The 26,358-nt window shown below is 34.7% G+C and carries 25 protein-coding genes and 1 pseudogene; 17 read left to right on the forward strand and 9 right to left on the reverse strand.

All coding sequences use genetic code 11. The features are described 5' to 3' along the window. Positions 1-45: 45 nt before the first annotated feature. The 8 genes and pseudogenes from menB (at position 46) to U860_RS0112890 (ending at position 7,137) form a co-directional block, all read left to right on the forward strand. Entirely contained in the window at positions 46-864 is an 819-nt protein-coding gene (gene menB, locus U860_RS0112860) for a 1,4-dihydroxy-2-naphthoyl-CoA synthase (protein WP_016079909.1), read from the forward strand. A 124-nt stretch (positions 865-988) separates the two neighbouring features. Beyond that, positions 989-2,434 carry an o-succinylbenzoate--CoA ligase gene (locus U860_RS0112865; protein WP_025148831.1) on the forward strand — a complete coding sequence of 482 codons (1,446 nt, stop codon included), beginning with the start codon at positions 989-991 and terminating at the stop codon, positions 2,432-2,434. Continuing rightward, a complete protein-coding gene (menC, locus tag U860_RS0112870; protein ID WP_025148832.1) occupies positions 2,435-3,541 on the forward strand; it encodes an o-succinylbenzoate synthase in 1,107 nt (368 codons plus the stop codon). 268 nt (positions 3,542-3,809) lie between these two features. Beyond that, positions 3,810-4,508 (forward strand): response regulator transcription factor, encoded by a 699-nt coding sequence (locus U860_RS0112875; RefSeq protein WP_025148833.1) that lies wholly within the window; start codon positions 3,810-3,812, stop codon positions 4,506-4,508. Beyond that, positions 4,501-5,607, forward strand: a complete 1,107-nt coding sequence (locus U860_RS0112880; RefSeq protein WP_025148834.1) for a HAMP domain-containing sensor histidine kinase — start codon at positions 4,501-4,503, stop codon at positions 5,605-5,607. The genes U860_RS0112875 and U860_RS0112880 overlap by 8 nt, the downstream gene beginning before the upstream one ends. Positions 5,608-5,689: 82 nt before the next feature. Continuing rightward, complete coding sequence (locus tag U860_RS0112885; protein WP_025148835.1) at positions 5,690-6,550, forward strand: M15 family metallopeptidase; 861 nt, start codon at positions 5,690-5,692, stop codon at positions 6,548-6,550. Positions 6,551-6,565: 15 nt separating this feature from the next. Beyond that, a pseudogene (locus tag U860_RS35080) lies at positions 6,566-6,646 on the forward strand (GntR family transcriptional regulator); the annotation flags it as partial. Positions 6,647-6,942: 296 nt separating this feature from the next. Continuing rightward, positions 6,943-7,137: a YjcZ family sporulation protein gene (locus U860_RS0112890; RefSeq protein ID WP_025148836.1), complete on the forward strand. Its 195-nt coding sequence runs from the start codon at positions 6,943-6,945 to the stop codon at positions 7,135-7,137. Between the two features lie 54 nt (positions 7,138-7,191). Here the strand turns inward: U860_RS0112890 and U860_RS0112895 are convergent, their stop codons facing one another. The 6 genes from U860_RS0112895 to U860_RS0112920 form a co-directional block, all read right to left on the reverse strand. After that, positions 7,192-9,168 carry an ABC transporter permease gene (locus U860_RS0112895; protein ID WP_025148837.1) on the reverse strand — a complete coding sequence of 659 codons (1,977 nt, stop codon included), beginning with the start codon at positions 9,166-9,168 and terminating at the stop codon, positions 7,192-7,194. Beyond that, complete coding sequence (locus U860_RS0112900) at positions 9,165-9,917, reverse strand: ABC transporter ATP-binding protein (protein ID WP_025148838.1); 753 nt, start codon at positions 9,915-9,917, stop codon at positions 9,165-9,167. Before U860_RS0112900 ends, U860_RS0112895 begins: the two co-directional genes overlap by 4 nt. Positions 9,918-9,937: 20 nt before the next feature. Beyond that, complete coding sequence (locus U860_RS0112905; RefSeq protein ID WP_025148839.1) at positions 9,938-11,893, reverse strand: ABC transporter permease; 1,956 nt, start codon at positions 11,891-11,893, stop codon at positions 9,938-9,940. A gap of 92 nt (positions 11,894-11,985) precedes the next feature. Then, a complete protein-coding gene (locus U860_RS0112910) occupies positions 11,986-13,956 on the reverse strand; it encodes an ABC transporter permease (RefSeq protein ID WP_025148840.1) in 1,971 nt (656 codons plus the stop codon). Positions 13,957-14,050: 94 nt separating this feature from the next. Continuing rightward, positions 14,051-15,073, reverse strand: a complete 1,023-nt coding sequence (locus U860_RS0112915; protein ID WP_025148841.1) for a sensor histidine kinase — start codon at positions 15,071-15,073, stop codon at positions 14,051-14,053. 2 nt (positions 15,074-15,075) lie between these two features. After that, a complete protein-coding gene (locus U860_RS0112920) occupies positions 15,076-15,771 on the reverse strand; it encodes a response regulator transcription factor (protein ID WP_002089212.1) in 696 nt (231 codons plus the stop codon). 208 nt (positions 15,772-15,979) lie between these two features. Between U860_RS0112920 and U860_RS0112925 the strand changes: the two genes are divergently transcribed. The 5 genes from U860_RS0112925 to U860_RS0112945 all read left to right on the forward strand — a co-directional run bounded on the left by U860_RS0112925 (position 15,980) and on the right by U860_RS0112945 (position 20,080). Beyond that, positions 15,980-16,252, forward strand: a complete 273-nt coding sequence (locus U860_RS0112925; protein ID WP_025148842.1) for an autorepressor SdpR family transcription factor — start codon at positions 15,980-15,982, stop codon at positions 16,250-16,252. Next, a complete protein-coding gene (locus U860_RS0112930) occupies positions 16,249-16,884 on the forward strand; it encodes an SdpI family protein (protein ID WP_025148843.1) in 636 nt (211 codons plus the stop codon). The genes U860_RS0112925 and U860_RS0112930 overlap by 4 nt, the downstream gene beginning before the upstream one ends. A 134-nt stretch (positions 16,885-17,018) precedes the next feature. Next, on the forward strand, positions 17,019-17,654 hold the full coding sequence (locus U860_RS0112935; RefSeq protein WP_025148844.1) for an SdpI family protein: 636 nt from the start codon (positions 17,019-17,021) through the stop codon (positions 17,652-17,654). Positions 17,655-17,799: 145 nt separating this feature from the next. Next, positions 17,800-18,516 (forward strand): ABC transporter ATP-binding protein, encoded by a 717-nt coding sequence (locus U860_RS0112940; RefSeq protein WP_025148845.1) that lies wholly within the window; start codon positions 17,800-17,802, stop codon positions 18,514-18,516. Next, on the forward strand, positions 18,506-20,080 hold the full coding sequence (locus U860_RS0112945; RefSeq protein ID WP_025148846.1) for a permease: 1,575 nt from the start codon (positions 18,506-18,508) through the stop codon (positions 20,078-20,080). The genes U860_RS0112940 and U860_RS0112945 overlap by 11 nt, the downstream gene beginning before the upstream one ends. A gap of 64 nt (positions 20,081-20,144) precedes the next feature. Here U860_RS0112945 and U860_RS0112950 read toward each other — a convergent pair whose 3' ends face one another. After that, positions 20,145-21,017, reverse strand: a complete 873-nt coding sequence (locus U860_RS0112950; RefSeq protein WP_025148847.1) for an AraC family transcriptional regulator — start codon at positions 21,015-21,017, stop codon at positions 20,145-20,147. Positions 21,018-21,323: 306 nt separating this feature from the next. Here U860_RS0112950 and U860_RS0112955 point away from each other — a divergent pair, with 306 nt between their 5' ends. The 4 genes from U860_RS0112955 to U860_RS0112970 all read left to right on the forward strand — a co-directional run bounded on the left by U860_RS0112955 (position 21,324) and on the right by U860_RS0112970 (position 25,350). Further along, positions 21,324-22,094 carry an ABC transporter ATP-binding protein gene (locus tag U860_RS0112955; RefSeq protein WP_002173944.1) on the forward strand — a complete coding sequence of 257 codons (771 nt, stop codon included), beginning with the start codon at positions 21,324-21,326 and terminating at the stop codon, positions 22,092-22,094. Further along, positions 22,081-24,030 (forward strand): ABC transporter permease, encoded by a 1,950-nt coding sequence (locus U860_RS0112960; RefSeq protein ID WP_025148848.1) that lies wholly within the window; start codon positions 22,081-22,083, stop codon positions 24,028-24,030. The genes U860_RS0112955 and U860_RS0112960 overlap by 14 nt, the downstream gene beginning before the upstream one ends. A gap of 142 nt (positions 24,031-24,172) precedes the next feature. Beyond that, positions 24,173-24,751, forward strand: coding sequence for an rRNA adenine N-6-methyltransferase family protein (locus U860_RS0112965; RefSeq protein ID WP_025148849.1), 579 nt, complete (start codon positions 24,173-24,175; stop codon positions 24,749-24,751). After that, entirely contained in the window at positions 24,751-25,350 is a 600-nt protein-coding gene (locus U860_RS0112970; RefSeq protein ID WP_025148850.1) for a DedA family protein, read from the forward strand. The genes U860_RS0112965 and U860_RS0112970 overlap by 1 nt, the downstream gene beginning before the upstream one ends. Positions 25,351-25,434: 84 nt before the next feature. Here the strand turns inward: U860_RS0112970 and U860_RS0112975 are convergent, their stop codons facing one another. Both U860_RS0112975 and U860_RS0112980 read right to left on the reverse strand, forming a co-directional pair. Then, positions 25,435-25,818, reverse strand: a complete 384-nt coding sequence (locus U860_RS0112975) for a hypothetical protein (protein WP_025148851.1) — start codon at positions 25,816-25,818, stop codon at positions 25,435-25,437. A 49-nt stretch (positions 25,819-25,867) separates the two neighbouring features. Then, on the reverse strand, positions 25,868-26,338 hold the full coding sequence (locus U860_RS0112980; protein WP_025148852.1) for a hypothetical protein: 471 nt from the start codon (positions 26,336-26,338) through the stop codon (positions 25,868-25,870). Between the last annotated feature and the right edge of the window lie 20 nt (positions 26,339-26,358).

A 26,358-nucleotide genomic window follows, 5' to 3' on the forward strand; every position in this document is an offset into this window, starting at 1 on the left:
TTGAACTTATAGAGGAGATCAGAAATATAAAAGGAGGTAATAGTAATGGCTATTGAATGGGTAAAAGAAGGCAATTACGAAGATATTATTTATTCAACATACAATGGTATCGCAAAGATTTCGATTAACCGCCCTGAAGTACATAACGCATTCCGTCCTAAAACGGTAATGGAGTTAATCAATGCATTTGCACACGCTCGTGATGATGCAAATGTTGGCGTTATCATTTTAACAGGTGAAGGTGGACGTGCATTCTGTTCTGGCGGCGACCAAAAAGTTCGCGGTCATGGTGGATATGTAGGTGACGATCAAATCCCACGTTTAAATGTATTAGACTTACAACGTCTAATTCGCGCAATCCCTAAACCAGTTATCGCAATGGTAGCAGGTTATGCAATCGGTGGTGGACACGTACTTCATATCGTATGTGACTTAACAATCGCTGCAGACAACGCTGTATTCGGACAAACAGGTCCTAAAGTAGGTAGCTTTGATGGTGGATACGGAGCTGGTTATTTAGCTCGTATGGTAGGCCATAAGAAAGCTCGTGAAATTTGGTACCTATGCCGTCAATACAACGCACAAGAAGCGCTTGATATGGGCTTAGTAAACACAGTTGTACCATTAGAAGAACTTGAAGCAGAAACAGTACAATGGGCACAAGAAATTTTAGCAAATAGCCCAATGGCACTTCGTTTCTTAAAAGCTGCATTCAACGCAGACACAGACGGTTTAGCTGGTATTCAACAACTAGCTGGAGACGCAACGTTATTGTACTACACAACTGACGAAGCAAAAGAAGGTCGCGACGCGTTCAAAGAAAAACGCAGTCCGGACTTCGGTCAATTCCCTCGTTTCCCTTGATCAAAAGCGGAAGCCACCGAACATTCTAGCTGCTGTAGCTGGATAAGATCAAAAGCGGAAGCAAAACAACTAAGAGACTTGATTTCATATCAAGTCTCTTTCTTTCATGAAAGGAGAATGAATAATGGAGACGATGCCGAATTGGTTAATGCAACGCGCATTTTTAACACCTGATCGCACTGCAATTGAAATTGAAGAGGAGAAGGTTACCTTCGTGCAGTTACATGAAAAAGTAGTATCTGTTTGTGAACACCTTTCACATGTAGGAGTGAAGCGGGCGCAAAAGGTGGCTGTTCTGATGAAAAATGGTATGGAGATGATTACAGTTATTCACGCCTTATCTTATGTAGGTGCAGTAGCTGTGCTTTTAAATACGCGTCTTTCAAGAGAAGAGCTACTTTGGCAAATGGATGATGCTGAAGTTGTTTGTTTAGTGACGGATCAAGAGTTTGAGACGGAAAATGTTCCGGTATATTCATTTGCTGAAGTGATGAATGGACCAAAGGCGGAAGCATCTATACAAGAAGAATTCTCTTTAAAAGAAGCGATGACAATCATTTATACGTCAGGGACGACAGGAAAACCGAAAGGCGTTATTTTAACGTACGGTAATCATTGGGCAAGTGCAGTTGGTTCTTCACTTAATTTAGGACTTCGTGAAGATGATTGTTGGTTAGCTTGTATGCCAATGTTCCATGTTGGTGGGTTATCTCTTTTAATGAAAAATATTATGTACGGTATGCGTATTTTACTCGTTCCGAAATATGATGCTAACTTCATTCATGAAGCACTTCAAACGAGAGGTGTTACGATTATTTCTGTCGTTTCTAAAATGCTAACAGATTTATTAGATAGACTTGGAGATGAAACATATCCATCTTCTTTACGATGTATGTTATTAGGCGGGGGACCTGCGCCGAAACCGTTATTAGAAACGTGTGTGGAAAAGGGAATTCCAGTTTATCAAACGTACGGTATGACAGAAACGTCTTCGCAAATTTGTACGTTATCAGCAGATTATATGTTAACGAAAGTAGGATCAGCTGGAAAACCTCTATTCCAGTGTCAGCTTCGTATTGAGAAAGGCGGAGTAGTAGTGTCACCTCATACTGAAGGCGAAATTGTGGTAAAAGGGCCGAACGTAACAGGTGGCTACTTTAACCGTGAAGATGCGACGCGCGAGACAATTCAAAATGGCTGGCTTCGTACTGGTGACCTCGGTTATTTGGATGAAGAAGGTTTTTTATATGTATTAGATCGCCGCAGTGATTTAATTATTTCTGGTGGGGAAAATATTTATCCAGCTCAAATTGAAGAAGTATTGCTTTCCCATCCGGTGGTAGCGGAGGTGGGTGTTGTTGGTATGAAAGATGAAAAGTGGGGGCAAGTGCCAGCTGCTTTTATCGTGAAAACTGCCGATATAACAGAAGAGGCGATTATCCATTTTTGTGAGGGGAAATTAGCGAAATATAAAGTACCAAAGAAAGTGTATTTCCTAGAGGAATTACCAAGAAATGCTTCGAAGAAATTGTTAAGACGAGAGTTAAGACAATTGCTGGAGGAGATGTAAATGGAAATAAAAAAGGCAACACTTCATATAACAGAAATGCCGTTAGTTTTTCCATTTGCCGCAAGTTATGGAACTTACGAAAAGCGTGAGAGTATTGTCATTGAATTAGAAGACACGGATGGATACATTGGTTTTGGTGAAGTCGTCGCATTTTCTGAACCGTGGTATACGGAAGAAACGGTGAAGACAGCGCTGCATGTACTTCAAGACTTTCTATTACCAGATTTATTGAAAGCTGAAATCTCTCATCCGAATGAAGTGCCAGGTCTGTTCCAACATATAAAGAGAAACCGAATGGCAAAGGCGGGAATTGAAGGAGCCATTTGGGACTTATATGCGAAACGTCAAAAGAGTTCTTTAGCGACATTACTTGGTGGAACTAGGTCTGAAATTGAAGTCGGTGTTGTTATTGGGATAAATACGATTCCGACTATGTTAAAGCAAATCGAGAAGTATGCGGAAGAAGGATATGAGCGCTTTAAATTGAAAATAAAGCCGGAACATGATTACGAATTGCTTAAAGAAATTCGCAAAGAGTTTCCGAGCATTCCATTAATGGCTGATGCAAACTCAGCGTACACATTAGCGGATATTGACAAGCTCAAAAGATTAGATGAATTCCAACTTATGATGATTGAACAACCACTAGCAGATTATGATTTTCTTGATCATGCTGAATTACAAAAGAAAATTGAAACACCGATTTGTTTAGATGAAAGCATCCATAGTTTAGAGGATGCGCGCGTTGCCATTACACTTGGCAGTTGTCGTATCGTCAATATTAAGCCGGGACGAGTGGGCGGATTAACAGAATCAGTTCAAATCCATAATTATTGCATGGAACATAATATACCAGTTTGGTGCGGCGGTATGGTAGAGATGGGGATTTCGCGAGCGCAAAACGTTGCCCTAGCTTCGTTACCGAACTTTACGATTCCAGGAGATATATCTGCTTCTAGTAGACATTGGGAGAAGGATATTATTTCACCGGAAGTGATGCTAGAGGGCGGGAAAGTGATTGTACCGCAAAGTATTGAACGTGAGTATGAAGTAGACCGCGAGAGGTTAGAAAAAATCACGAAGCAACGGATTCTGTTTGAGAGGTAATAATCAGTGTGGGGGCATCCCCACTGATTATCAGCCTTCATCAATTGGGCTGCCCGCCAATAGCGTGATAATTTTGTCGTTAATTGTCGGTAAGTCGATATATTTAAAAAATCGCCGATATATAATTTCGTTCACTAATATGCGATGCGTTACTTCTTCAACAGAATCAAGAAAAGGTTACTCCTACGGGTAGCCTTTTCTTATTGTACAAATTGGATAGACTAGTTTACAATCAGCGTATAAAAACGGAATGAGGTAGGGGACAAAAATGAAGCGCATTTCAATTTTAATAGCTGATGATGAGGCGGAAATTGCTGATTTAATTGCGATACATTTAGAAAAAGAAGGTTACCACGTCGTTAAAGCAGTTGATGGAGAAGAGGCGATGCATGTTATTCAAACTCAGCCAATCGACTTAGTGGTTTTAGATATTATGATGCCGAAAATGGACGGTTATGAAGTGACGCGTCAAATTCGTGCGAAACATCATATGCCGATCATTTTCTTAAGTGCGAAAACATCTGATTTTGATAAAGTGACAGGTCTTGTACTAGGCGCAGATGATTATATGACGAAACCTTTTACACCGATTGAATTAGTCGCGCGTGTGAATGCACAACTACGCCGATTTCTTACGTTAAATCAACCGAAAGTAGTCGAGAATAAAGCTGGTTTAGAAGTTGGTGGAGTTGCTATTGATCCTGATCAAAGGACAGTAAATGTGTACGGAGAACAAATTGAGTTAACGCCAAAAGAATTCGATATTTTATATTTATTAGCGAGTCATCCGAAGAAAGTGTACAGTGTGGAAAATATTTTTCAGCAAGTATGGGCAGAAGGCTATTACGAAGGTGGAAATACAGTTATGGTGCATATCCGTACTTTGCGGAAAAAACTTGGAGAAGATAAAAGAAAGAATAAATTAATAAAAACAGTGTGGGGAGTAGGGTATACTTTCAATGGCTAAAAAGATGAGAAGCTTTCGCTCAAAGATGGTTATGCTATTTGCGTTAAGTATGGTATTAGCAGCTGGCGTAACGTATTTAATTTATGAAGGATTACGGCTCTATTATAAATTAGTAGTTCGTTATGAGGATCCTTTAGCTCAATTTCGCTCAGTTATAAGACAAATTGGAGATATTAATTTCTTTTTAATTATATTTATTCCTCTGTCCATTATGTTTTTCTTCTTTCTTACTAGACCGTATTTAAAATATTTTGATGAGATTTCTAATGGGATTCATCATCTTGCGAACGGTGATTTCACAAATCAAGTTGGGGTTTCATCAAATGATGAGTTTGGATATATCGCACGTGAAATTAATGTAGCGAGTGAAAAGTTAAAAGAAGCGGTTGAACGAGGAGATTTTGCGGAAAGTAGTAAAGACCAGCTAATTGTTAACTTAGCTCATGATTTAAGAACACCGTTAACATCTGTTTTAGGTTATTTAGATTTAATTCTTAAAGATGAGAATTTGACGAAGGAACAAATTAAACATTTTTCCACAATTGCTTTTACGAAATCCGAAAGGCTGGAAAGCTTAATTGATGAATTATTTGAAATCACGAGAATGAATTATGGCATGTTGCAGCTTGAGAAAAGACCAATTGATATAAGTGAATTACTCATACAGTTAGATGAAGAATTATATCCGTTATTAGAAAAAAAGGAATTAGAAGCGAGATTGAATATTGCTCCCCATTTACCTATTAACGGTGATGGGAAATTATTAGCCCGAGTATTTGAAAACCTTTTAACAAATGCGATTCGCTATGGATACGATGGAAAGTTTGTTGATGTGAACGGATATATTGATCGTGAAGAGGTAGTTGTACAAATTATTAATTATGGAGATAGTATTCCAGAAGAAGATTTGCCGTATCTTTTTGATATGTTTTATACAGGGGATAAGGCTAGATCGGAGCAACAGGGCGGCACAGGTCTTGGTTTGTTTATTGCAAAAAATATTGTTGAGCAGCATAATGGGACAATCTCTGCTGAAAGTAATGTAATTAGAACAATATTTGAAGTGAGATTACCAAAAGAGGATAATTTGGTAATTTAATAAAAATTTAAACTTTACCCCACTTTTTATTTTAATAGTTTTTTCTATCCTATACGTATGTTAGGTCAAGGAGGAACTAGAGATGAAAAAGTGGGTATTTATTTCTCTTTTTATATTATGTACAGTCTGTGTAGGCTTTTATATATCACCATTATTTCAAAAGGAGATCGATGTTAAAATTGCAGAAAAAGATAATAAGGTAAAAGCTGCGAATACTGAAAAGATAGAGATTACAGAAGAAGAAATTTATAAAGGGGATCTATTATTAGTTAATAAAGATTACCCAGTTAAAAAAGATAGCATTAGGTCTGATATTATAAATGTAAATCACAATAGTGAGTTAGTGAGAGGCTATGTGTTATTTGATAGAAATCTTCGCTTATCAAAGGATGTTGTGAAAAAGTTTTTGAACGTTGTCGATGCAGCTGGAAAAGATGGAGTACAGCATTTCTTAATGAGTAGTGGGTATCGAGATTTTAAAGAACAAAGTAAATTATATAAAGAAATGGGATCTGATTATGCACTTCCGGCAGGATATAGTGAACATAATTTAGGGTTATCACTGGACGTTGGGTCTACTCAAAAGAAAATGGAGAAAGCTCCTGAAGGAAAATGGATTGAAGAAAACGTATGGAAATATGGATTTGTTTTACGTTACCCGAAAAATAAAAGTAACATTACTGGCATTCAATATGAGCCGTGGCATATCCGTTATGTCGGTTTACCTCATAGTGCCATTATGCAAAAAAGGAAAATTACATTAGAAGAATATTTAGACTTCCTAAAAGAGAAAAAAGAAATTTCAACCGATGTTGAAGGTAAGAAATATACGGTTTCTTATTATAAAGTTTCAGATCGTATGAACGTGAATGTTCCGGTGAATAAGCATTATGAAATTTCGGGGAACAATATGGATGGGGTTATTATGACGGTTCAGGAATAGAGAAGAAAGCTATCTGAAGTAGGCGAAGTAATTGAATATAGTGAGGGCTACTACAATACGGCAATGCAGTACTATGTAGTTAATTATGATTTGTAGGAAGTGAAGAGGGAGGAGAATACTCCCTCTTTTTTTATGAAAATAATCCGTATCAAGGGGGATAGGATATGGATATATACTTATTAATTGTCACTTTAACTGAACATATTTACTAAAAGAAAGAAGGTACATAATTAAAGATATCTTCTTATTCTTTTGTAGCCCTTTTCACGAAACAAGCCCGTTTTTAGGAAAGACAAGCTTCCGATTCGCCCTGAAAACATAATATAAATGGAATCCCCTCATTTAGAACAAGAAGAACTTGTTATGAATGATACTAAAGGAGGAATAGAATAATGGGCGAAAATTGTGAACACAGACATGATGATTGCGACCGCAGACGTGGCCACGGAGGCGGCTTTGCGCTTCTAATCGTATTGTTTATTTTATTAATCATTATCGGTGCTAGCTGCTTCGGCGGATGCGGTTATGGTGGCTATGGTGGCGGTTATGGTGGCTATGGCGGCGGCTATGGTGGATATTGCTGCTAATTATTTAAAAACTATTGAAAATAGCCTTGTGCATACTGCACAAGGCTATTTTATTCATATTTTAACATGCTGTGATAATTTATTAATGTAAAGAGAACGGATTAAGAAGAAGAAAATAATCTCGATAATCCCGAATAAAGTGAGTACGATTAATAACTCTTTTCGTAAAGAGAACGAAAACATAGCTTGTAAAAATTGGATTGCAAATATTGTATGAATACCAGCAACGATATAAGGTACGAAAAATAAAATTCCTAACTGAATCGTTGCAGAGCGAAACATTTCTGTTTCTGTCAATCCAAGCTTTGTAATCGTAATATATTTTTGTTTTTCACTCGTTAAATCATTGTACATACGGAAATATAAAACACTAGCTGCTCCGATAAAGAAAATAATACCGAGAAACGTCCAAATAAAGAATTGCGCAACTGCATTTTCTTTACTGTGAACGAGTTCATCCGTAGCTGTATGAATATAAAACGGTTTGATAAAACCTTCTTCATCCTTATGTGCTTCAAACAAGTTGTTTGCATCATGATCTAAGCTTTTTAATATATTTTTTGTTGGGACAATTGCATTTTCCCAATTTTCCACGAAGTAGTTATAAACTGTAATTGTTTCAATATGAGGAATCATATTTTCAATCACACTATCTTGCATAACGATTAAATGAGGTAATGCAAAGGATGGTTCGATTCCTTTATTAATAAAGCCTTTAATATGAAATTCCTTTTTATTAGAGTCAAGTGTAATAGTGTCCTGCTTCGCAAATGGGTTTGACACGAGATTTAATAATTCTGGCGAATAGCGAGAAATACTATAAACTTGTGTAGAATCGAGAGTGATTTCTGGCCTATTTAGTTGTTTAGCTAATGCGTTATAATCACTCATTTTCATGATGGCAATTGACTCTTTTAAAGCTGTATCTTTTAAAACGGTAAACTTATATTTTTTATATTGAAAATTAGCATTTGTAAGTTCAGTTTCAATAGTAGTAATATGTTTTTGTTCAAATGTATTATCACCTTCTGACGTATAGGTGAATGGTATTGGATATCGTTCTAGTATCGATGCTTTCGTACTATTATTAGCAGCAAATAACCCGATAATAATTGTAAATGCAAGTGCAGATAACATAGAAACGATAAAGAGTACATTAATATTGCTACGAGTACGAGCAACTAAATCTGAAATCCATAACATATTTATTTGCTTCATATAAAACTTTCTTCGCTTTTTTAAAATAAAGATAAAGAGAAGAAATGTTTGTGAAAAGAATAAATACGTCCCGACTACTACGAGTGGCAAAATAGATAACATAATAAAGAATACAGAGCCATTTTGTACATTTTCTTCTGTTACATAGCCTTGCGGATAACCGGCGATATAATAGCATAGTCCTAAACAGGTTAACGCGAATAACGAAATGAGTATCGACGGTCTTTTTTCTTTTTTTACTTTTGTATTATCTTTAATTAGCCGAGTTGTTTTACGAGTACGAATAAACATCGGTGTAAACGTAGAAACGATGAAAAATAAAATGATAAAAATTACTGTTGTAACGATAATTGCCTGCGTAGGCCAATATAAATAGAGACCTTTCGCACCGGTCAATTTAGAAGTCACTAGTAAGAAAAAGTTAGAGAACACAAGTCCGCCTTGAATACCAACAAAAATAGCTAGTATTCCAATTATCATATTTTCAGTAAACAAAAGTCTTTTTAATTGTCTCTGTGAGATACCAAGAATAGTTAGTATCCCGAATTGTTGCTTCCTTACGTTTAAAAATGTTCCGATTGAATATAAGAGAAAGAAGAACGAAAACATAACGATAACAAATTGTGCTGTACTAGCTAAATTCATTAGAGCATCACGTTCTTGAAAGTTTTGTACATTTTGTAAGCGTGGATGATACGCATATACAGTAAATGAAAAGAAAACCATAATAGAAAATGCACTGCTTACAAAATAGGCAAAATATGCTTTAGAATTACGAGAGACATTTTTAAATGCAAATTGCCAAAATGTCATCCACGTCTTCCTCCTAATAGTGCTAGAACATCTAATATTTCTTGATAAAATTTCTCGCGGTATAATCCGCGGTGTAGCTCATTGTAAAGCCCACCATCTTTAATGAAAATAACACGGTTACAATAACTAGCTGCAAACGGATCGTGCGTAACCATTAAAATAGTCGCATTTTCTTCTTTGTTTAACTTCGTAAATAGCTCCATTACATCAATAGCTGCTTTAGAATCTAAGTTCCCTGTCGGTTCATCCGCAAGTAGAAGTGACGGATGATGAATAACGGCACGTGCTACTGCAGTACGCTGTGCTTGTCCTCCAGAAACTTCAAAAATACGTTTATTTAAAATGTGATCAATTCCAAGTTTTTTTGAAATGTTATCGAGTTTTTCGTCCATTTCTTTCAAAGGAACATTATCTAGCGTTAAAGGTAATACGATATTTTCACCGATTGTTAGTGTATCTAGTAGATTAAAGTTTTGGAAAACAAATCCTAATTCTTGACGACGAAAAATAGCTAACTTTTCTCTACGGAATGTATGTGGTTGTTTTCCATTAATAATGACTTCTCCAGAAGTAGGTGAATCGATGGTGGAAATCACGTTTAAAAATGTAGATTTCCCACTTCCAGACGGCCCCATAATCGCAACGAATTCACCTTTATCTACGTGTAAATTTATATTTTTCAAAGCAGTATGAGGGACTTTTCCCTCATACACTTTTGAGACGTTTTTAATGTGTAATACTTCTTCCATAATGATCACCTTTCTATTCCTTAAAACTTAATATGTTGTGATAATTTTTGCATATAAAAGGAACGAATTAAAAGGAAAAAGAGAATTTCAACCGTTCCAAAGATTACAAGTACAACTGTAATCTCAGCGAATAATGAGAGATTTAATATTTCTTGCAACATCTTTGTCGCAAACATCGTATGGATGGATGCCATAATGTAAGGAACAAAGAATAAGATGGCAAGTTGAATTGTTGCGGACTGTTTCATCTCAGTTGCTGTTAAACCAATTTTTGTAACAGTTATATACTTTTCTTGCTCATTTGTTAAATCTGTATACATCCGGAAGTAAAGAACACTGCCAGCTCCGATAAAGAAAATAACACCTAGGAAAGTACCAATTAAGAAGAACGAAGCGGCATTTAGTTTTGTCTTGTATAGAGAGTCGCTCGCTTCACTTGCATGGAACGGTGGATGTTCTGCTTGAATTGCTGCATTGTCATTACCGATTTTTGTTGTAAACGCTGAGCCAATATTATGTGCCTTTTCCCAATCTGTGACTTTGAAGCTATATACACTCATCTGTTTTGAAACGGTTGATAAGGCGTCTACATTTTCATCAGATAGTACGATTAATTGGGATATTAGGCTATTTGGGAAAGGGTTATAACTTTTATATTCTTTCACTTTTAGATGTAAAGAGTTTTGATTAAGTGTAAGAGTATTTCTCTTTTCTTGATCATGAATAGTGCCAATGACTTGATTATCTAAATCTTTAATAAGGATATAAGATTCATTACTATTCACGGTGAGATTTTCCCAGTTTAATGCATTAGCCAGTATATTATAATCACTTTGTTTAATTGCATAATAGAGCTGCGGGCTTTCTTCGGCCGAAGAAACTTCATATATATCCGTTTTAAATTTCTTATAAGTAAATTGCTCTTCATTGAATTTTTGTTCTAACCAATTTAAATGTTCATCAGCTAACGTATTTTCAGTATGTGATAAATAAGTAAAGGGGAAAGGGTTTTGCCTTATTTCATCAAACTTTGTGAATTTCCCAAACCCATATAAGAATGTAATCATTGTAAAAGCGAGCGTCGATAGCATCGCTACAATAAAGAGCATATTAATATTTGTCCGAATTCGCGTTGCTAAGTCAGAAATCCAGAGCATATTAATACGTTTCATATAAAACTTTCTTCGCGTCTTTAATATACGAATGAGTAAGAAGCTAATTTGTGAAAAGAAAAAATATGTCCCAGCTGCAATAAGTGATGGAATGACAAATATACTAGTGGCGGCATATAAAAGCCCAACTATATCTCCAAGTGACATAAAGTATAGCGGGTTTGCTGCTAACACATATCCAGATATTAAACATATCGCACCAAATAAAGAGATGAGTACGGATGCTTTTCTTTCTTTATGTTGTTTACCTTCTTTTAAAAGTCGTACAGCTTTTCTCGTACGGATCAGCATCGGTGTAAAGGACGATACGAGAATAAAGAGTCCGAGAAAGATTATTGTCGTTAAAATAATAGCACTTGTAGGCCAATATAAATATAGACCAGGTACATGTGTAATTTTGGCGGTAATTAATAGGAAGAACTGTGAAAAGACAAGTCCCAATTGAATACCGAAAAATATGGAAAGGGCACCAATTAACATATTTTCTATAAATACGAGCCTTTTTAACTGCTTTGGAGATATGCCAAGCACTGTTAAAATTCCAAATTGCTTTTTTCGTACTTTCAAAAACGTACCGATCGAATATAGTAAGAAGAAAAATGAAAAGAATATAATGACAACTTCTGAAATTGTCATTAATATGTTCAGAGCAGAATTAACTTCTGTCATATGCAGCTTAGGATGAAATAAATAAACTGCAAATGAGAAAAAAATTGCGATGGAAAACGCACTGCTTATAAAATAGGCGAAATAAGCTCTGGCGTTCCGTGTCACGTTTTTAAATGCAAACTGCCAAAATGTCATTCACCTAACCTCCTAGTAGAGTGAACGTGAAAAGGGTATGATAGATACCCTTTTCATGTAATAAATTTTTCGGAAAAGTTGTTTTAAATATTTTATCCATTTATATACTGTGATAATTTTTGCATATAAAGCGAACGAATTAATAGGAAAAAGATGAATTCTACAGTCCCGAAAATAATAAGAACGGCTGTAACTTCAGTGAACAATGATAAATTAATTACATCTTGTAGCATTTTTGTCGCAAACATTGTATGAATAGATGCCATAATGTATGGAACGAAAAACAAAATACTAAGTTGAATTGTTGCAGATCGTTTCATTTCTGCATCCGTTACACCGATTTTTGAAATTGCTACATATTTTTCTTGTTCATTCGTTAAATCGGTATACATTCTGAAGTAAAGGACGCTGCCTGCTCCAATAAAGAAAATAACGCCTAAGAATGTCCCAATCAGGAAGTACGCGGCACTTCCTGATGTGATTCTATATAATGAGCCTGCTGATTCATAGGAGCGTATAAGGGGTCCTTCGTATTGGAATTCCTGTCGATCTTTTTGTATTTTTTGCATAAAATCATCAGCAATTTTATATGTCTTTTCCCAGTTTTGAACTTTATAATTGTACGCTGCTACATGCTTTGTTGTACTTGGTAAGTTGTTTACAACGACATCAGGTAAAATTAAAGTTTGATATGAAAAGTCAGATGGAATGGCCCCTACTTGTTCATAACCCTTTACTTGTAATGTCGTATTTGTGCTAGAAAGTGTAATGGATTTTCTATTGTAGCTTGGCTCAAACTCGCTGAATAAGGTGAAATAAGCGTTACCTGTTATGACATATGCTTCGTTGTCGCTCATGAATAGTTGTTTCATTCGCAGGGAAGCTGCAAGTTTGTTATAGTCACTTTGTTTCATTGCATAGATGTCATTATAAGCTGTTATACCTTCATCTTCTTTCAGTGGTGTTTCATATAAATCAGCCTTTATTTTTTTATAAGAGAAATTTTCCTTTTGTAACTGCTGTTCAAGCCAAGTTAAATGCTCGTTAGTAAAAGGATTTGCTTCATATGAAAAATAAGAGAATGGAAAAGGTGAACTTCTCGTAACATCTAGCTTTGTAAACTTTCCAAATCCATATAGAAATGTAATCATTGTGAAGGCTACTGTAGATAGCATCGCTACAATAAAAAGCATATTGATATTCGTTCGAATACGGCTTGCTAAATCGGAAATCCAAAGCATATTAATCCGTTTCATATAAAACTTTCTTCTTTTCTTTAAAATATAAATAAGTAGGAAACTAATTTGAGAAAAGAAAAAATATGTCCCAATTGTAACAAGTGTTGGGATCACAAAAACACTTGAAACCATATATATAACGCCTACTTGCGGGCTTATTGAGAAGAAATATTTAGGATTCCCAGCTAAAGCATAACCACTTAATAAACAAATCGCACCAAATAGAGAGACGAATATGGATGGTTTTCTTTCTTTTTGTTTCCCATTGTTTGTTTTTAAAAGGTGCACTGCTTTTTTTGTTCGAATAAGCGTTGGTGTGAATGCAGATACAGCGATAAAGAGACTAAGAAACACTATCGTTGTCAAAATGAAAGCATTCGGAGGCAAATATAAATATATCCCTGGTAGGTGTGTAATTTTCGCTGTCACTAATAAGAAAAATTGTGAAAATACAACTCCAAACTGCATACCGAAAAAGATAGATAAAATACCAATTAACATATTTTCAGTGAAAACAAGTCGATGTAATTGCTTTTTTGATATACCTAAAACGGTTAAAACCCCAAATTGTTTTTTACGAACTTTTAAAAACGACCCGATTGAATAGAGTAGAAAGAAGAACGAGAATAAAACAATGACAACTTCTGAAAAAATCATTAATCCTGAAATTTCAGAGATCATATTGAAATTTTGTAATTTCGGATGAAACAAATAAACAGCGAACGAAAAGAAAACAGCAATCGAAAATGAACTGCTTACGAAATAAGCGAAGTAAGCTCTTGAATTACGTGTTACATTTTTAAATGCGAATTGCCGAAAATTCATATTCTATACCTCCAAGTCGAAAGTATAGCTGTATTCGTATTACAAAAAATGTATGAGAGTAAGTTCTCATACATTTTGTTAGCATATGTTATAATCATGCTTCGGTCACCTTCTCCGTAGTTTCTGCTGGATTATTTGCAGCGTTGTGGAAGATGATTTTAATCGTCGTTCCTTTACCAACTTCAGAGTCTAGTTTCACGGAATGACCTAAATAATCACAAATTTTACTTACGATATAAAGTCCCATACCAGTAGATTCTCCGAATGTACGACCATTTTTTCCAGTGTAAAATGGTTCAAACACTCTTCGAACATCTTCTTGCGGAATACCGACGCCTTCGTCACGAACTTCCAAAATAATATCTTTTCCATTTCGATAAGCTGATAAGAAAACTTTCTTTCCGCGTTCACCAGAATAGCGAACGGCATTTGTCATTAACTGATAAATGATGAACTTTAGCCATTTCGCATCAGAAGCAACCTTTAAATCTGAATGAACTTCTAAAACGGGGAAGACTCCATTTCGAATGAACAGTTCTTTTAATCCGTTAATATTTTTTGTTACAGTATCTTTTAATGAAATCGTCTCAACATGGAAGTCTTCATGGAAATTATTTAACCTTGCCATGTATAAAGCCATATCGAGTCCTTGATTTAGTCGTTCTAACTCTTTTTTAAATTTCGGGATTAAATGTTCATCTTCCATTTCAAGTACCATAAGTTGCATGACAGAAACAGGCGTTTTCATTTGATGTACCCAATGGTTAATAAATAATTGGTGCTCTTGCTGTTTTACTTCGAATGCTTGTAAGTCTTTTTGGAATAGACGATATTGCGTACGAACGAGCTCGTTTACACTGTGGGGCATAGGAGCAGTCGCTCTTTCAATAAACGCATCTTCCATTTTTTCTGGTGGTTCACTTAATCTGTGATACATTCTACGGTTACGAACGTAACGATAAGCGAGGAAACAGATAAATAAGTATAGGCTTAAAACGATGAAGTAAAACTTATTATTTTGAAATCCATCTACTGCATCATAGAGAACGAAAATAATTCCGAAGTTTAATACATATAGTAGAAAAAATGCAAAATGATCACGTAAAAATAGCTTCATGCTTATTCACTCCAAGTTGCGTTAAAACGATACCCAAGTCCACGTACTGTTTCGATAGCATTTTCAATACCAAGCTCATTGAACTTTTTACGAAGACGCGTAATGTTTACGTTTAATGTATTTTCCTCAACGAAGCTTTCATCATCCCAAAGAGCGGCTAGTAAATCTTCGCGACTTGCTGTACGTGGGAATTTAGATAATAGCATTTCCGCTAAAATTGCCTCTTTCTTCGTTAAAAGAACTTGTTCAGCCCCAAAATGAATTTCTGGACGCTCAGGGAATAATTTTAGCCCTTCTACTTCAACGATACGCTCAGAAATATTTGGTGCATAATCACCGTAAATACGACGTAATTGCCCTTTAATTTTCGCCATTACAACGTCGTAATGGAACGGTTTTGTAATGTAATCATCCGCACCGCTTTCAATCGCCATTATTTGTTCCATTTCACCTGCACGTGCCGAAATGAAAATAATTGGACAAGTCGATTCATGACGAATTTGACGGCACCAGTAGAATCCATCGAATTTCGGTAAATTTACATCAAGTAAAACAAGATGTGGCTTCACTGCGTTAAACGATTCCATAATATCATCGAAGTTCTCCGCAACAACAGCATCATAGCCATATTTTTGAATGTGAGATTGTAGTAATGTTGAAATATTTGGATCGTCTTCAACGATTAAAATTTTATACATATGTATATTCCTCCTAAAAAAACAATTGTAGCTATAGTGTATCACGTGTTTCAAGTCTTTTCATTATGTTGAAATATAAGCTAGTAAACAGTATAGGTCAAAAGTGGAAAAAGTAAAAAGGGCCTTATATATAATTGACAATTAACTGAAATCATTTTAACATTTAGATAAATATCTAAATGTCTAATTATTGAAAGGAAGAAAGACATTGAATCAAGCATTTAAAGCATTAGCAGACCCAACAAGGCGAAAAATTTTAGATTTATTAAAAGAAGGTGATTTAACCGCTGGTGAAATTGCCGAACATTTCAATATGACAAAACCAAGTATTTCACACCACTTAAATGCACTTAAAAATGCTGAACTTATTCAAGATGAAAAAAGAGGACAATTCGTTGTGTATTCTTTAAACACAACTGTATTTCAAGATTTATTAACTTGGGTGTTTACATTTACGAATAAGGGGGTAGAGGGGAAATGAGGAAGCATCTTATCGCAATTATATTAATTTTTATAACGGGTCTAGCTTGGGCATATGCCTGGCCGAATTTACCGGATACTATGACAATTCATTGGGGGACTGAAGGTGCGAATGGTTTTGCTTCCAAGTTTAATGCAATGTTGTTGACACTTGGGATTATGATTTTTGTTTATATTTTATTAACAATTACCCCAAAGATTGATCCTAAGAAAAAGAATTACGATAAATTTTCTAAAAGTTATACGATAATGAATTATAGCGTACTAGTAGTATTATTTTTAGTGAATATGCTTGTAATTGGAGTAGGATTAGGTTACGAAATTCCAATGAATAGTACACCGTATATTATTGTTGGTCTTTTATTTATAGTCATGGGAAACTATTTACCACAGTGCAAACCCAATTACTTTGTAGGTATAAAAACACCGTGGACATTAAGTAACGAAGAAGTGTGGAGAAAGACGCACCGTTTTAGCGGAAAGGTGTTTGTTATATTAGGAGTTATTATGATTTTAAGTATTTTTGCACCGGCGGCATGGAAATCTTTCTTAATAGTTGGAATTATTATTGGGGCAGTAGGACTAACGATGGGATATTCCTATGTTGCTTATAAGAAAGAGATAGGGGCTTAATAGAAAAATATAAAATTTATGGTGGTTGGAGTGATATTAATATATACCTTCATATCAACAATAAAAGTATATGTTATTTATAAAAAAGAACTAGCATAGAACGAGTGAATTAAAAACAGGGGAGTGCAGGAAAGATGAAGAAACATCTTTTTGCAATTATATTAATTGTTACAACTTGTGTAGCGTGGGCGTTTGCTTGGCCACATTTTCCAGATACAATCGCAACACATTGGAGCGGCGGTAAGGTAGATGGCTATTCTTCTAAATTTTACGGAATGATTTCTATGGTTGGAATTATGATTGCGTTATATATATTTCTAAATGTGATACCAAAGATTGATCCAAAGAAAGCAAATTACGAGAAATTTTCTAAAGCTTTTATGATGATGAATAACGGGATACTCCTGCTACTATTTGTAGGGAATATAGATATTATTACAAATGGACTAGGATATAACGTATTTATTAATCGCGTTCCAGAATTATTAGTGGGTGTTTTATTTTTAGTAATGGGTAATTATTTACCGCAGTGTAAGCCTAACTTTTTCGTTGGGATGCGTAATCCTTGGACGTTAAGTAATGAAGAAGTATGGCGGAAAACACACCGATTTAGCGGAAAAGTATTTGTGGCTTTAGGACTTATTATGATTATAAGTGTTTTTGCACCGGCTGATTGGAGATCCTATATGATGCTTGGGATTATAGTAGTTGCTGTCATCATAACGAATTTATATTCTTATGTTTTGTATAAAAAAGAAATGCAATTATGAGCTATATTAGTCAAATTTTATATTTATAGTTTCTATGTGTTAAGAGATTTTAATACTCAGTGGGGATAACGAAAGCTCACTGAGTAAATTTTTCGTTATAAGGTCTGAAAATTCAGTTAACAAATAGGTGATTGGGGGAAATCATATGTTAGAAATTATAAACTTTAGCAAGACATACAAAGGTGGCAATAAGGCAGTAGATCAGTTAAATATTACTGTTCAAGCAGGAGATATCTTTGGGTTTATTGGACATAACGGTGCGGGGAAGAGTACAACAATTAAGTCGTTAGTAGGAGTTATAGATTTTGAAGAAGGTGAAATTTTTGTTGATGGACATTCAGTAAAAAAGGATCCGATTGCATGTAAGAGAGTAATGGCGTATATTCCTGATAATCCAGATTTATATGAGCAATTAACAGGAATTCAATATTTGAACTTTGTCGCCGATGTTTTTAAGGTGTCTGCAAAAGATCGGGAAAAGGAGATACAAAAGTACGGAGATGCTTTTGAGATTACACCGTATCTAGGAGATTTAATATCCTCTTATTCACATGGCATGAAACAAAAAGTGGCGATTATATCAGCGGTTTTGCATAAACCCAAATTATTAGTTTTAGATGAACCTTTCGTTGGTCTTGATCCAAAGGCTGCTGTAGTATTGAAAGGGATTATGAAAGAGCTTTGTGAAAAGGGAAGTGCGATTTTCTTTTCTACGCATGTTTTAGATGTGGCGGAGAAGTTATGTAATAAAATAGCGATGATTAATAGAGGGAAATTAGCACTTTCAGGGGAAGCGAATTCTTTAATAAAGGAAGGCTCATTGGAAGAGCTCTTTATGAAGGAGCTTGCTAATGAATACTAATAGTCTAGGGCTTTTGAAAATCCGGTTGATAACGCAGCTTGGTTTAAATACTTTTAGATACGAAAAAGATAAGAAAAAGAAGCAGAATAAGATTTTGCTGTCAGCATCTATTGCTTTGGTTGGTATCATTTTAATGCTATATTGTGGTGCCTCAGCATATGGGTTGGTGAAACTAGGAATAAGTGAAATTATCCCAGTTTATGCACTAGTTATTAGCAGTGTATTGACATTGTTTTTCACTATATTTAAGGCAAATGGAGAGATTTTTGCTTTTAAGGATTACGATTTTTTAATGTCATTACCGATTTGTGTAAGTACTGTTATTACAAGTAGGTTTTTGTATTTATATTTGCTAAATACACTCTTTTCAATCATAATCATGCTACCAATGGGAGTTATTTATGGCATAAATGAGAAGCCATCAATTTCTTTTTATTTTATGTGGTTCATCAGTATGTTTATAGCATCTTTAATTCCAACAACAATCGCAGCAGTCTTTGGAGCTGCGATTACGGCAATCGCTTCTAGATTTAAAAATACGAATAAAATAACTACAATTTTAAGTTTTATAGTAATTATTACATTTAGTTTCTTCATGATGAAAAATGGGAATTCTCAACATAGCCTTAATGATATGAACGGAATTGGTGCAATGGTTTCAGAGCAATTAACTAAGGTTTATCCATTGGCTAACATGTTTCAAAAAGCAATTGTTAATGCTGATATTGCAGCTTTCATCCTGTTTGTTGGGATATCGGTTATTTGGTATTATCTTTTTGTAAAAATACTTTCGTTAAAATATAAGCAAATAAACACAGGGATTACCACTTATCATATGCTTTCAAATTATGAGATTACTAGTATGAGAAAAGAAAGTGTACTGGTCGCATTGTATAAAAAAGAACTGAAGCGTTTCTTTTCTTCTACAGTGTATGTAATAAATAGTGGAATGGGAGTTGTGATGGCTATAGCTTTCTCACTGGCTATAGTTGTGATAGGACCAAGTCAATTAATAGAGTATCCTGGAATTGAGACGGTTTTGCAAAAGGTTGCGCCATTTGCTATTGCAGCAATGATTTCGTTGACGTGTACAACATGTGTGTCATTGTCATTAGAAGGAAAAAATGTATGGATTATTAAGTCGTTGCCTATTACACCAAAGATGATTTATGACAGTAAAATTCTTATGAATCTTTCATTAAGTATACCTGCATCACTTATTAGTGCCGTATTACTGATAATAGGGTTAAAACTAGATGTTTGGAGTTCTCTTTTAATCGTAATAACACCGATAACATATTCATTATTTTCGGCAGTATGGGGAATTTTTATTAATAATCGATTTGGTTATTATGATTGGGTATCCGAAACTCAAGTAGTAAAGCAAAGTGTAGGATCGTTTGTTGGTATGTTTGGTGGCTTAATTATGGCTGTTATACCCGCCTTGTTAATTGGTACGGATACTATATGGAACTACAGGGTATTTACTTTTTTAGTTGTTGTAGCGATTTCGATTATTACTATATTCTTGTATAAGAAAGAATCGAGAAGAAGTGTAAAATAAAAAGCTGCTCTTCCTTTAAAGGAAGAGCAGCTTCTTTATTTTGAAAAAAGTGTAGACTCTTATATTACTTTTTCAAAACAGGTATCCAAATCTCACTTTTAAAAGTTGATGATGTGATATCTTTTTGTTCATTCCATAATATTTCCGGTCCTTCTGCTAGTTCATAGTTTGAAGAAGGGAACCATTCGGAATAAATACGTCCCCACACGTTTTGCAAAGCATCAGGAAATGGACCGACAGCTTCAAATATAGCCCACGTTGAAGCAGCAACTTCAAGTTGCTTGAATTGCTCTGGGCAAGCTTTCGTTGTAGCTACTCCGATATAGTGATCGAGTTCTCCTTTTTCCTCCATTCTTCCTTCAGAAAAGTTAGTAGAAGCACTAATAATTCCTGTAGGTTCAATATTTGAAAGGGATTTTAATGTTTCGATTGATTGGCTGTCTAAACTTTTCCACATGGAAGCAATTTCTTCATTTACACCAGTAAAAACAATCGGTACTCGTTTTTGTATACCAATGATTCGAAATGGATCTTTTTCTTCAATTCGATAGTTCATTTCATTTCCTCCTTTAATCGATAACTGGAAGGTCATTGGTGAATAAGCTTTCAAAGAACGGCTAGTACTTCGAGCTTCTGAAGGCGTTATTCCGTGCAAATTTTGAAATGCACGTGAAAAAGAATCTGGTGAGTTGTATCCATATTTTATAGCGACATCGATGACTTTTACATCGCTATCTTTTAGTTCAAAGGCCGCAAGAGTAAGACGTCGACAGCGAATATATTCCGATAGTGATATGCCAGCTAGAAAAGAAAACATTCTTTTGAAATGATATTCGGAGCAGAAAGCTATTCTTGCGATTTTTTTAAAATCAATTTCATTTGTAAGGTTGTCTTCAATATATTGCATTGCCGCATTCATATTTTTAAGTGAATCCATTACATGACCTCCTTTGTAAATAGAATAGCAGGAATGAAATAGCTCCATCCGACATTTCATGCACAACTTTGTCGGGTGCATTTTTAACCTTACAAAAATGTAATGTTCCTGTAAGGAGAATGAATGGATGGCATGATATCCCAATGTTATAGTAACAAAGTACTTTCATTCAGTAGGTTAAATTATGATGTCTTTACTTGTGTGCCTTACATAACTGTCATGTTTGTGTAAGAAACATCGATAGTGGCAAGAGTAGAGAGTGTATATAGTTGAAAATAGAGAATAGAAGAAATGAGGGATGTCGAGATGAAAACGGTGTTAGAAGCAAAAAATATAAAAAAAGTATATGACACAGGTGGTAATAAATTTGAAGCGTTAAAAGGTATTAACCTACAAGTAAAAGAAGGTGAGTTCGTTGGAATTATGGGACCTTCTGGTTCTGGTAAGACAACTCTTTTAAATGTTCTTTCTACAATTGATAATGCGACGGACGGTGAAATTTTAATTGATGGAAAAGACATCGTGAAGATGAATGATGATAAGCTAGCATTATTCCGCCGCGATCATTTAGGATTCATTTTCCAAGATTATAACTTATTAGATACGTTAACGGTAAAAGAAAATATTGCTTTACCTCTTGCATTATCAAAGGTGAAAGCGAATGAAATTGATCGCCGCGTTCTTGAAATCTCGAAGAAATTCGGTATTGATCATATTTTAAGTCAGTTTCCATATCAAGTATCTGGTGGACAGAAGCAGCGCTGTGCGGCATCGCGTGCGATCGTTACCAATCCTAGTATGATCTTTGGGGACGAGCCGACTGGAGCGCTTGATTCTAAATCAGCGACAGATTTATTAGAAAGTATGAAGTCGTTAAATGAATATGATAACTCTACAATTTTAATGGTAACGCATGATGCGTTTGCGGCGAGTTATTGTAAACGAGTTATTTTCATTAAAGATGGTGAGTTATATAAAGAATTGCACCGCGGTGAATCAACGCGTAAACAATTTTTCCAAAAAGTCGTTGACGTAATGTCTTCCATTTCTGGAGGTATGGCTGATGACCTTATCTAGCATTGCCCTCCGCAACATACAGCGGAACTTTAAAGACTACTTTGTATATTTTGCATCTATGATTTTTAGTATTGTAATTTACTTTACATTTAAAGCACTGCAGTACAATTCGCAAATGGAAAAAGCCGCGGAAGGTTCTAAAAAAATTAGCGGTGCATTCCAAGTTTCCAGTGTCATGCTTATTATTTTCGTAGCAGTGTTCATTATATATTCAAACGGATTCTTTACACGAAAACGTAAAAAAGAAGTTGGATTATATTCCTTATTAGGTATTCGTAAAAGACAGATTGGTAAAATGCTCTTTTATGAAAATATGTTAATGGGGTTAATGTCTTTAATTATCGGGATTGCGATTGGTAGCGTCCTTTCAAAACTATTCCTTGAACTACTAGTAAGTATGATGGGATTAAACTTAAATGTTCATTTTGAAGTACCGATGGCTGCAATTATTGATACAGCAATTATTTTCTTTGTGATTATATTGTATACATCACTTCAAGGGTACCGCTTAATTTACCGATTTAAGTTAATCGAACTTTTCCGTGCAGAACGTGAAGGAGAAGCAATGCCAAAAGGATCAGTCATTATGGCATTAATTTCAGTTTTCTTAATCGGTTCAGGTTATTTCTTAGCATTAATGTATATGAAGGCACTTAAGTATGCAGACTTTATGGTAGTCGCACTTTATATTTTACTTGCGACAGTATTAGGTACGTACTTACTATTTATGTTCTTTACAGTATTCGTATTGAAACGTGCAAGAAATAATAAATCATCGTTTTATAACGGTATGAATATGGTCACAACGTCACAGTTACTATACCGTATTAAAGGAAATGCAAAGTCACTTGCGACAATTTCTATTTTAAGTGCGGTAACATTAACAGCGGTTGGTACGTCAGTTACGATGTATTACAACACATTTACGCAATCAAAAGCAGTTGCGCCGTACAGTTATTCTTACGAGAAAAAAGATGCAGAGCTAGATAAGAAAGTAAATGCGATTTTTGCCGAAGAGAAAGCAAATCACCCTGTAAAAGATCAATTTGAAATTGAGATGGTTCCCGTAAAAGGGAAGTTTGAAGGAGATAAAGTTGATTTCATTTTTAATATGAACTACAGAATCTCAGAAAAATACCAGTTTATGTCTCAGTCTGAATTTAATAAACTAGCTAAAAAAATGGAAGTAGAGACAGTGAATGTAGCTACTGGTGAAGCATTTATATATGATAGCTCTTATATTGAAGGGTATGAGTTTAGTCCTGAATATAAAGGAAGTAAAGCGGTATTCCAAATTGGAAATGAAACGAAGACATTAACGATTCAAGGTGTAAATAATACTGCAATTACGAACTTAGGTGAACTAGTTGTTGTCGTTTCAGATGAAATGTACGAACAAGCGAAGCAAGCATTTGGAACACGCGTTGTAAAAAATATTGATGTAAAAGATGAAAGAAACAGTAAAGTATTAACAGAAAAATTAACAAAAGTGATGCCAGCTGGTGAATCAGAAATGGTACCACCATTTAGAGACTTCTACACTGGCTTCCACATGGGGCTTGAAGGAACTGGCCTAATGATGTTCATTGGAATGTTCTTAGGACTTGTATTCTTACTAGCAACAGGTTCCATCATTTACTTTAAACAATTAACAGAAGCAAATGCAGATCGTGAGCGTTACGTCGTACTTCGCAAAGTCGGTGTAACGAAACAAGAGATGAAAAAAGCAATTGCAAAACAAGTAAGCTTTATCTTTGCGATTCCGTTAGTAATCGGAATTTTACACAGCCTATTTGCACTAAAAGGTTTAGCCAACTTACTACCATTTGAAATTATGATTCCGCTCCTAATTAGTATCGGAGTATACGGTGTCATTTATATCGGATATTACTTCTTAACAGTTCGTTCTTATTATAAGATTGTGAGTGCGAAGTAATAACGAAACAGCTATCGCTATAGGCGATAGCTGTTTTTAAATTCTTCATAAAATCTTAAGAAATCTCCTTAATTTTTGTTAAGAAACGATAGTTATACTTAAACACAAGTTGAAAACTATTGAACGAATGGAGAGAAGGTACATGCAGCTCATAACATTCTTAACTGAATTTATAAAACATCCGAAACATACTGGTGCGGTTACGCCGAGTTCTAAAATATTAGCAAAAAAAATGGTGGATGTAATTGATTTTAATAGAGCAAAGTGCATTGTAGAGCTAGGACCTGGTACAGGAGCTTTTACGAGAGAGATTATGAAGAGAAAGAAGAAGGAGACAATATTTCTTCTTATTGAAATTAATGAAGTGTTTTTCAAAGAGTTAAAGAGAAAGTTTAAAGATGAGCAGAATGTCATTGTTATACACGGTTCAGCTGAAAATATAAAGAAGTATATGGAAGAGTTCAATATAGAATACATTGATTACGTCTTATCGGGATTGCCTTTTACTTCTTTACCAGAAGAAGTTTCAAAGCGTATTTTAAACAATGTAATGGAAGTGATACATGAGAACGGTGAATTCATTACATTTCAATATTCACTTGTGAAAAAAGGATTTATACAGCATTTCTTCCCTGAAATTGCGCTAGAAAAAGTGTGGCTCAATTTCCCGCCAGCTTACGTCTTTAGCTGTAAAAAAGAGCTAAGGAGAGCATATGCGTAATGGAATTAAATGAATTATTATCCTACATTGAGCAATACGGTTATTGGGCACTATTTTTCTGTTTATGGTTAGGGATTATCGGTATGCCGATTCCAGATGAAATGATTGTAATGAGTGGAGGTTTTGTATCCTCACTAGGGGTATTAAGCATCATTCCTGCATTTTTATTAACATATTTAGGTGTTGTATCCGGGCTTTCTTTAGGTTATATACTAGGGAAAATATTTGGTACGAAAGTACTTGATAAGCTAATGAAAAAGAAAAAAGCGAAATATCTTTTGAAATCTCAACAAATGGTAGAGAGGTATGGTCATTATGCGTTAGTCACAAGTTACTTCATACCAGTTGTAAGACATATCGTACCGTATTTAGTTGGAATGAATAACATGAGATTTAAGACGTATGCTTTGTATTCCTATACAACAGGATTTGTTTGGACACTCGTTTACTTTGTACTCGGTTCTTTATTTGGACAACATATTGAAAGTATTGTAGCGATCGCGATAGAGTATGGTATGTATTTTGGCGGGATTGTTCTTGTTGTTACGAGTGGTACTTATTTGTATAGGCAAAGAAGAAGTACAGTGATGAGTAAGTAGATAGAATAAAGGTTTATGATCATTGGGAGTAGTGTAAAAGATTATAAAAGGAGAGTTATTTTGTAGAATAACTCTCCTTTCTTTTCAATGTAATAGCTTCTTATTATTTAAATCAGGCTTTGTTTGAAACACGATTATATAAATTGTTAATATAATTGTATTGATCAGATTGGCTACTATAGTCATAAAATCACTTGATGGAATTAGGAGAACAAAGATTGAAAGTACGGCAGAAACAAGTGGAATGAACTTTTGTAAAGTAGTTAACTCTCCATTTTTATGAAGCTGCGAAGACATAAAGAAGGTAATTAAGAAAACAACGGATGTAAATAATAGTCCTAAATATCCCCAACCATCTTCAATATACCAAGGTAAAAAGCTCATTCGTGATGTGAAAATAAATAAATTTAATATTAGCATGCTAATCATTAACGTATTTAAAATAGTGATATTTGTCTGTTTCTTCATTTGAATTACACTCCGAAATTTATTTGATTTTTATTGATTATAGTGTCAATTAGCGCTTAGTTAATTGAGTTAATTCTTGTAAATCTTTTTCTTTAAAGGACTTAAAATTATTCTTTTCAACTGTATACATATCTTCTTTTATGAGACCAGCTTTATATTGTGAATCTAAAAACTGAAGCTCTTCATCCCAAATTTTGATACTTAGCTGAAGGCACTTTTCTCGCTGAGCTGTTGGTAAATCATCTAAGTGTTTCGGTTCTTTATGTGGATTTTTTGTATTATCAACACGAATTCCATAACTTAGTTCTAATTCATCTAATTGTTTATATAATTCATCCAACTCTTCTCTTTGCTTCATTATTGAATTGACTTCCGAGCTGGTGATATTAGGATTAGTTAATTTGAAATGAGCTAGTTCCGTCGCGTAGCCTTCAGTTTTTGAACTTGTATTTGCAAACACAACAGTTGATAATCCCATTAATAGGCCAAGGGATAAAGTTGTAATAATTATTTTTTTCATATCATTTTATTCCTTTCATT

Origin of the sequence: Bacillus sp. H1a (genome assembly GCF_000633475.1) — a bacterium.
GTDB classification, from domain to species: Bacteria; Bacillota; Bacilli; order Bacillales; family Bacillaceae_G; genus Bacillus_A; species Bacillus_A paramycoides.

Coding starts and splice junctions, on each gene's coding strand:
- U860_RS0112900 (WP_025148838.1), bottom strand. CDS start 9,917: ATGGAAGAAGTATTACACATTAAAAACGTCTCAAAAGTGTATGAGGGA.
- U860_RS0112955 (WP_002173944.1), top strand. CDS start 21,324: ATGAAAACGGTGTTAGAAGCAAAAAATATAAAAAAAGTATATGACACA.
- U860_RS0112865 (WP_025148831.1), top strand. CDS start 989: ATGGAGACGATGCCGAATTGGTTAATGCAACGCGCATTTTTAACACCT.
- U860_RS0112890 (WP_025148836.1), top strand. CDS start 6,943: ATGGGCGAAAATTGTGAACACAGACATGATGATTGCGACCGCAGACGT.
- U860_RS0112915 (WP_025148841.1), bottom strand. CDS start 15,073: ATGAAGCTATTTTTACGTGATCATTTTGCATTTTTTCTACTATATGTA.
- U860_RS0112880 (WP_025148834.1), top strand. CDS start 4,501: ATGGCTAAAAAGATGAGAAGCTTTCGCTCAAAGATGGTTATGCTATTT.
- U860_RS0112940 (WP_025148845.1), top strand. CDS start 17,800: ATGTTAGAAATTATAAACTTTAGCAAGACATACAAAGGTGGCAATAAG.
- menC (WP_025148832.1), top strand. CDS start 2,435: ATGGAAATAAAAAAGGCAACACTTCATATAACAGAAATGCCGTTAGTT.
- U860_RS0112980 (WP_025148852.1), bottom strand. CDS start 26,338: ATGAAAAAAATAATTATTACAACTTTATCCCTTGGCCTATTAATGGGA.
- menB (WP_016079909.1), top strand. CDS start 46: ATGGCTATTGAATGGGTAAAAGAAGGCAATTACGAAGATATTATTTAT.
- U860_RS0112945 (WP_025148846.1), top strand. CDS start 18,506: ATGAATACTAATAGTCTAGGGCTTTTGAAAATCCGGTTGATAACGCAG.
- U860_RS0112910 (WP_025148840.1), bottom strand. CDS start 13,956: ATGAATTTTCGGCAATTCGCATTTAAAAATGTAACACGTAATTCAAGA.
- U860_RS0112975 (WP_025148851.1), bottom strand. CDS start 25,818: ATGAAGAAACAGACAAATATCACTATTTTAAATACGTTAATGATTAGC.
- U860_RS0112905 (WP_025148839.1), bottom strand. CDS start 11,893: ATGACATTTTGGCAGTTTGCATTTAAAAACGTGACACGGAACGCCAGA.
- U860_RS0112970 (WP_025148850.1), top strand. CDS start 24,751: ATGGAATTAAATGAATTATTATCCTACATTGAGCAATACGGTTATTGG.
- U860_RS0112935 (WP_025148844.1), top strand. CDS start 17,019: ATGAAGAAACATCTTTTTGCAATTATATTAATTGTTACAACTTGTGTA.
- U860_RS0112895 (WP_025148837.1), bottom strand. CDS start 9,168: ATGACATTTTGGCAATTTGCATTTAAAAATGTCTCTCGTAATTCTAAA.
- U860_RS0112885 (WP_025148835.1), top strand. CDS start 5,690: ATGAAAAAGTGGGTATTTATTTCTCTTTTTATATTATGTACAGTCTGT.
- U860_RS0112965 (WP_025148849.1), top strand. CDS start 24,173: ATGCAGCTCATAACATTCTTAACTGAATTTATAAAACATCCGAAACAT.
- U860_RS0112920 (WP_002089212.1), bottom strand. CDS start 15,771: ATGTATAAAATTTTAATCGTTGAAGACGATCCAAATATTTCAACATTA.
- U860_RS0112960 (WP_025148848.1), top strand. CDS start 22,081: ATGACCTTATCTAGCATTGCCCTCCGCAACATACAGCGGAACTTTAAA.
- U860_RS0112950 (WP_025148847.1), bottom strand. CDS start 21,017: ATGGATTCACTTAAAAATATGAATGCGGCAATGCAATATATTGAAGAC.
- U860_RS0112875 (WP_025148833.1), top strand. CDS start 3,810: ATGAAGCGCATTTCAATTTTAATAGCTGATGATGAGGCGGAAATTGCT.
- U860_RS0112930 (WP_025148843.1), top strand. CDS start 16,249: ATGAGGAAGCATCTTATCGCAATTATATTAATTTTTATAACGGGTCTA.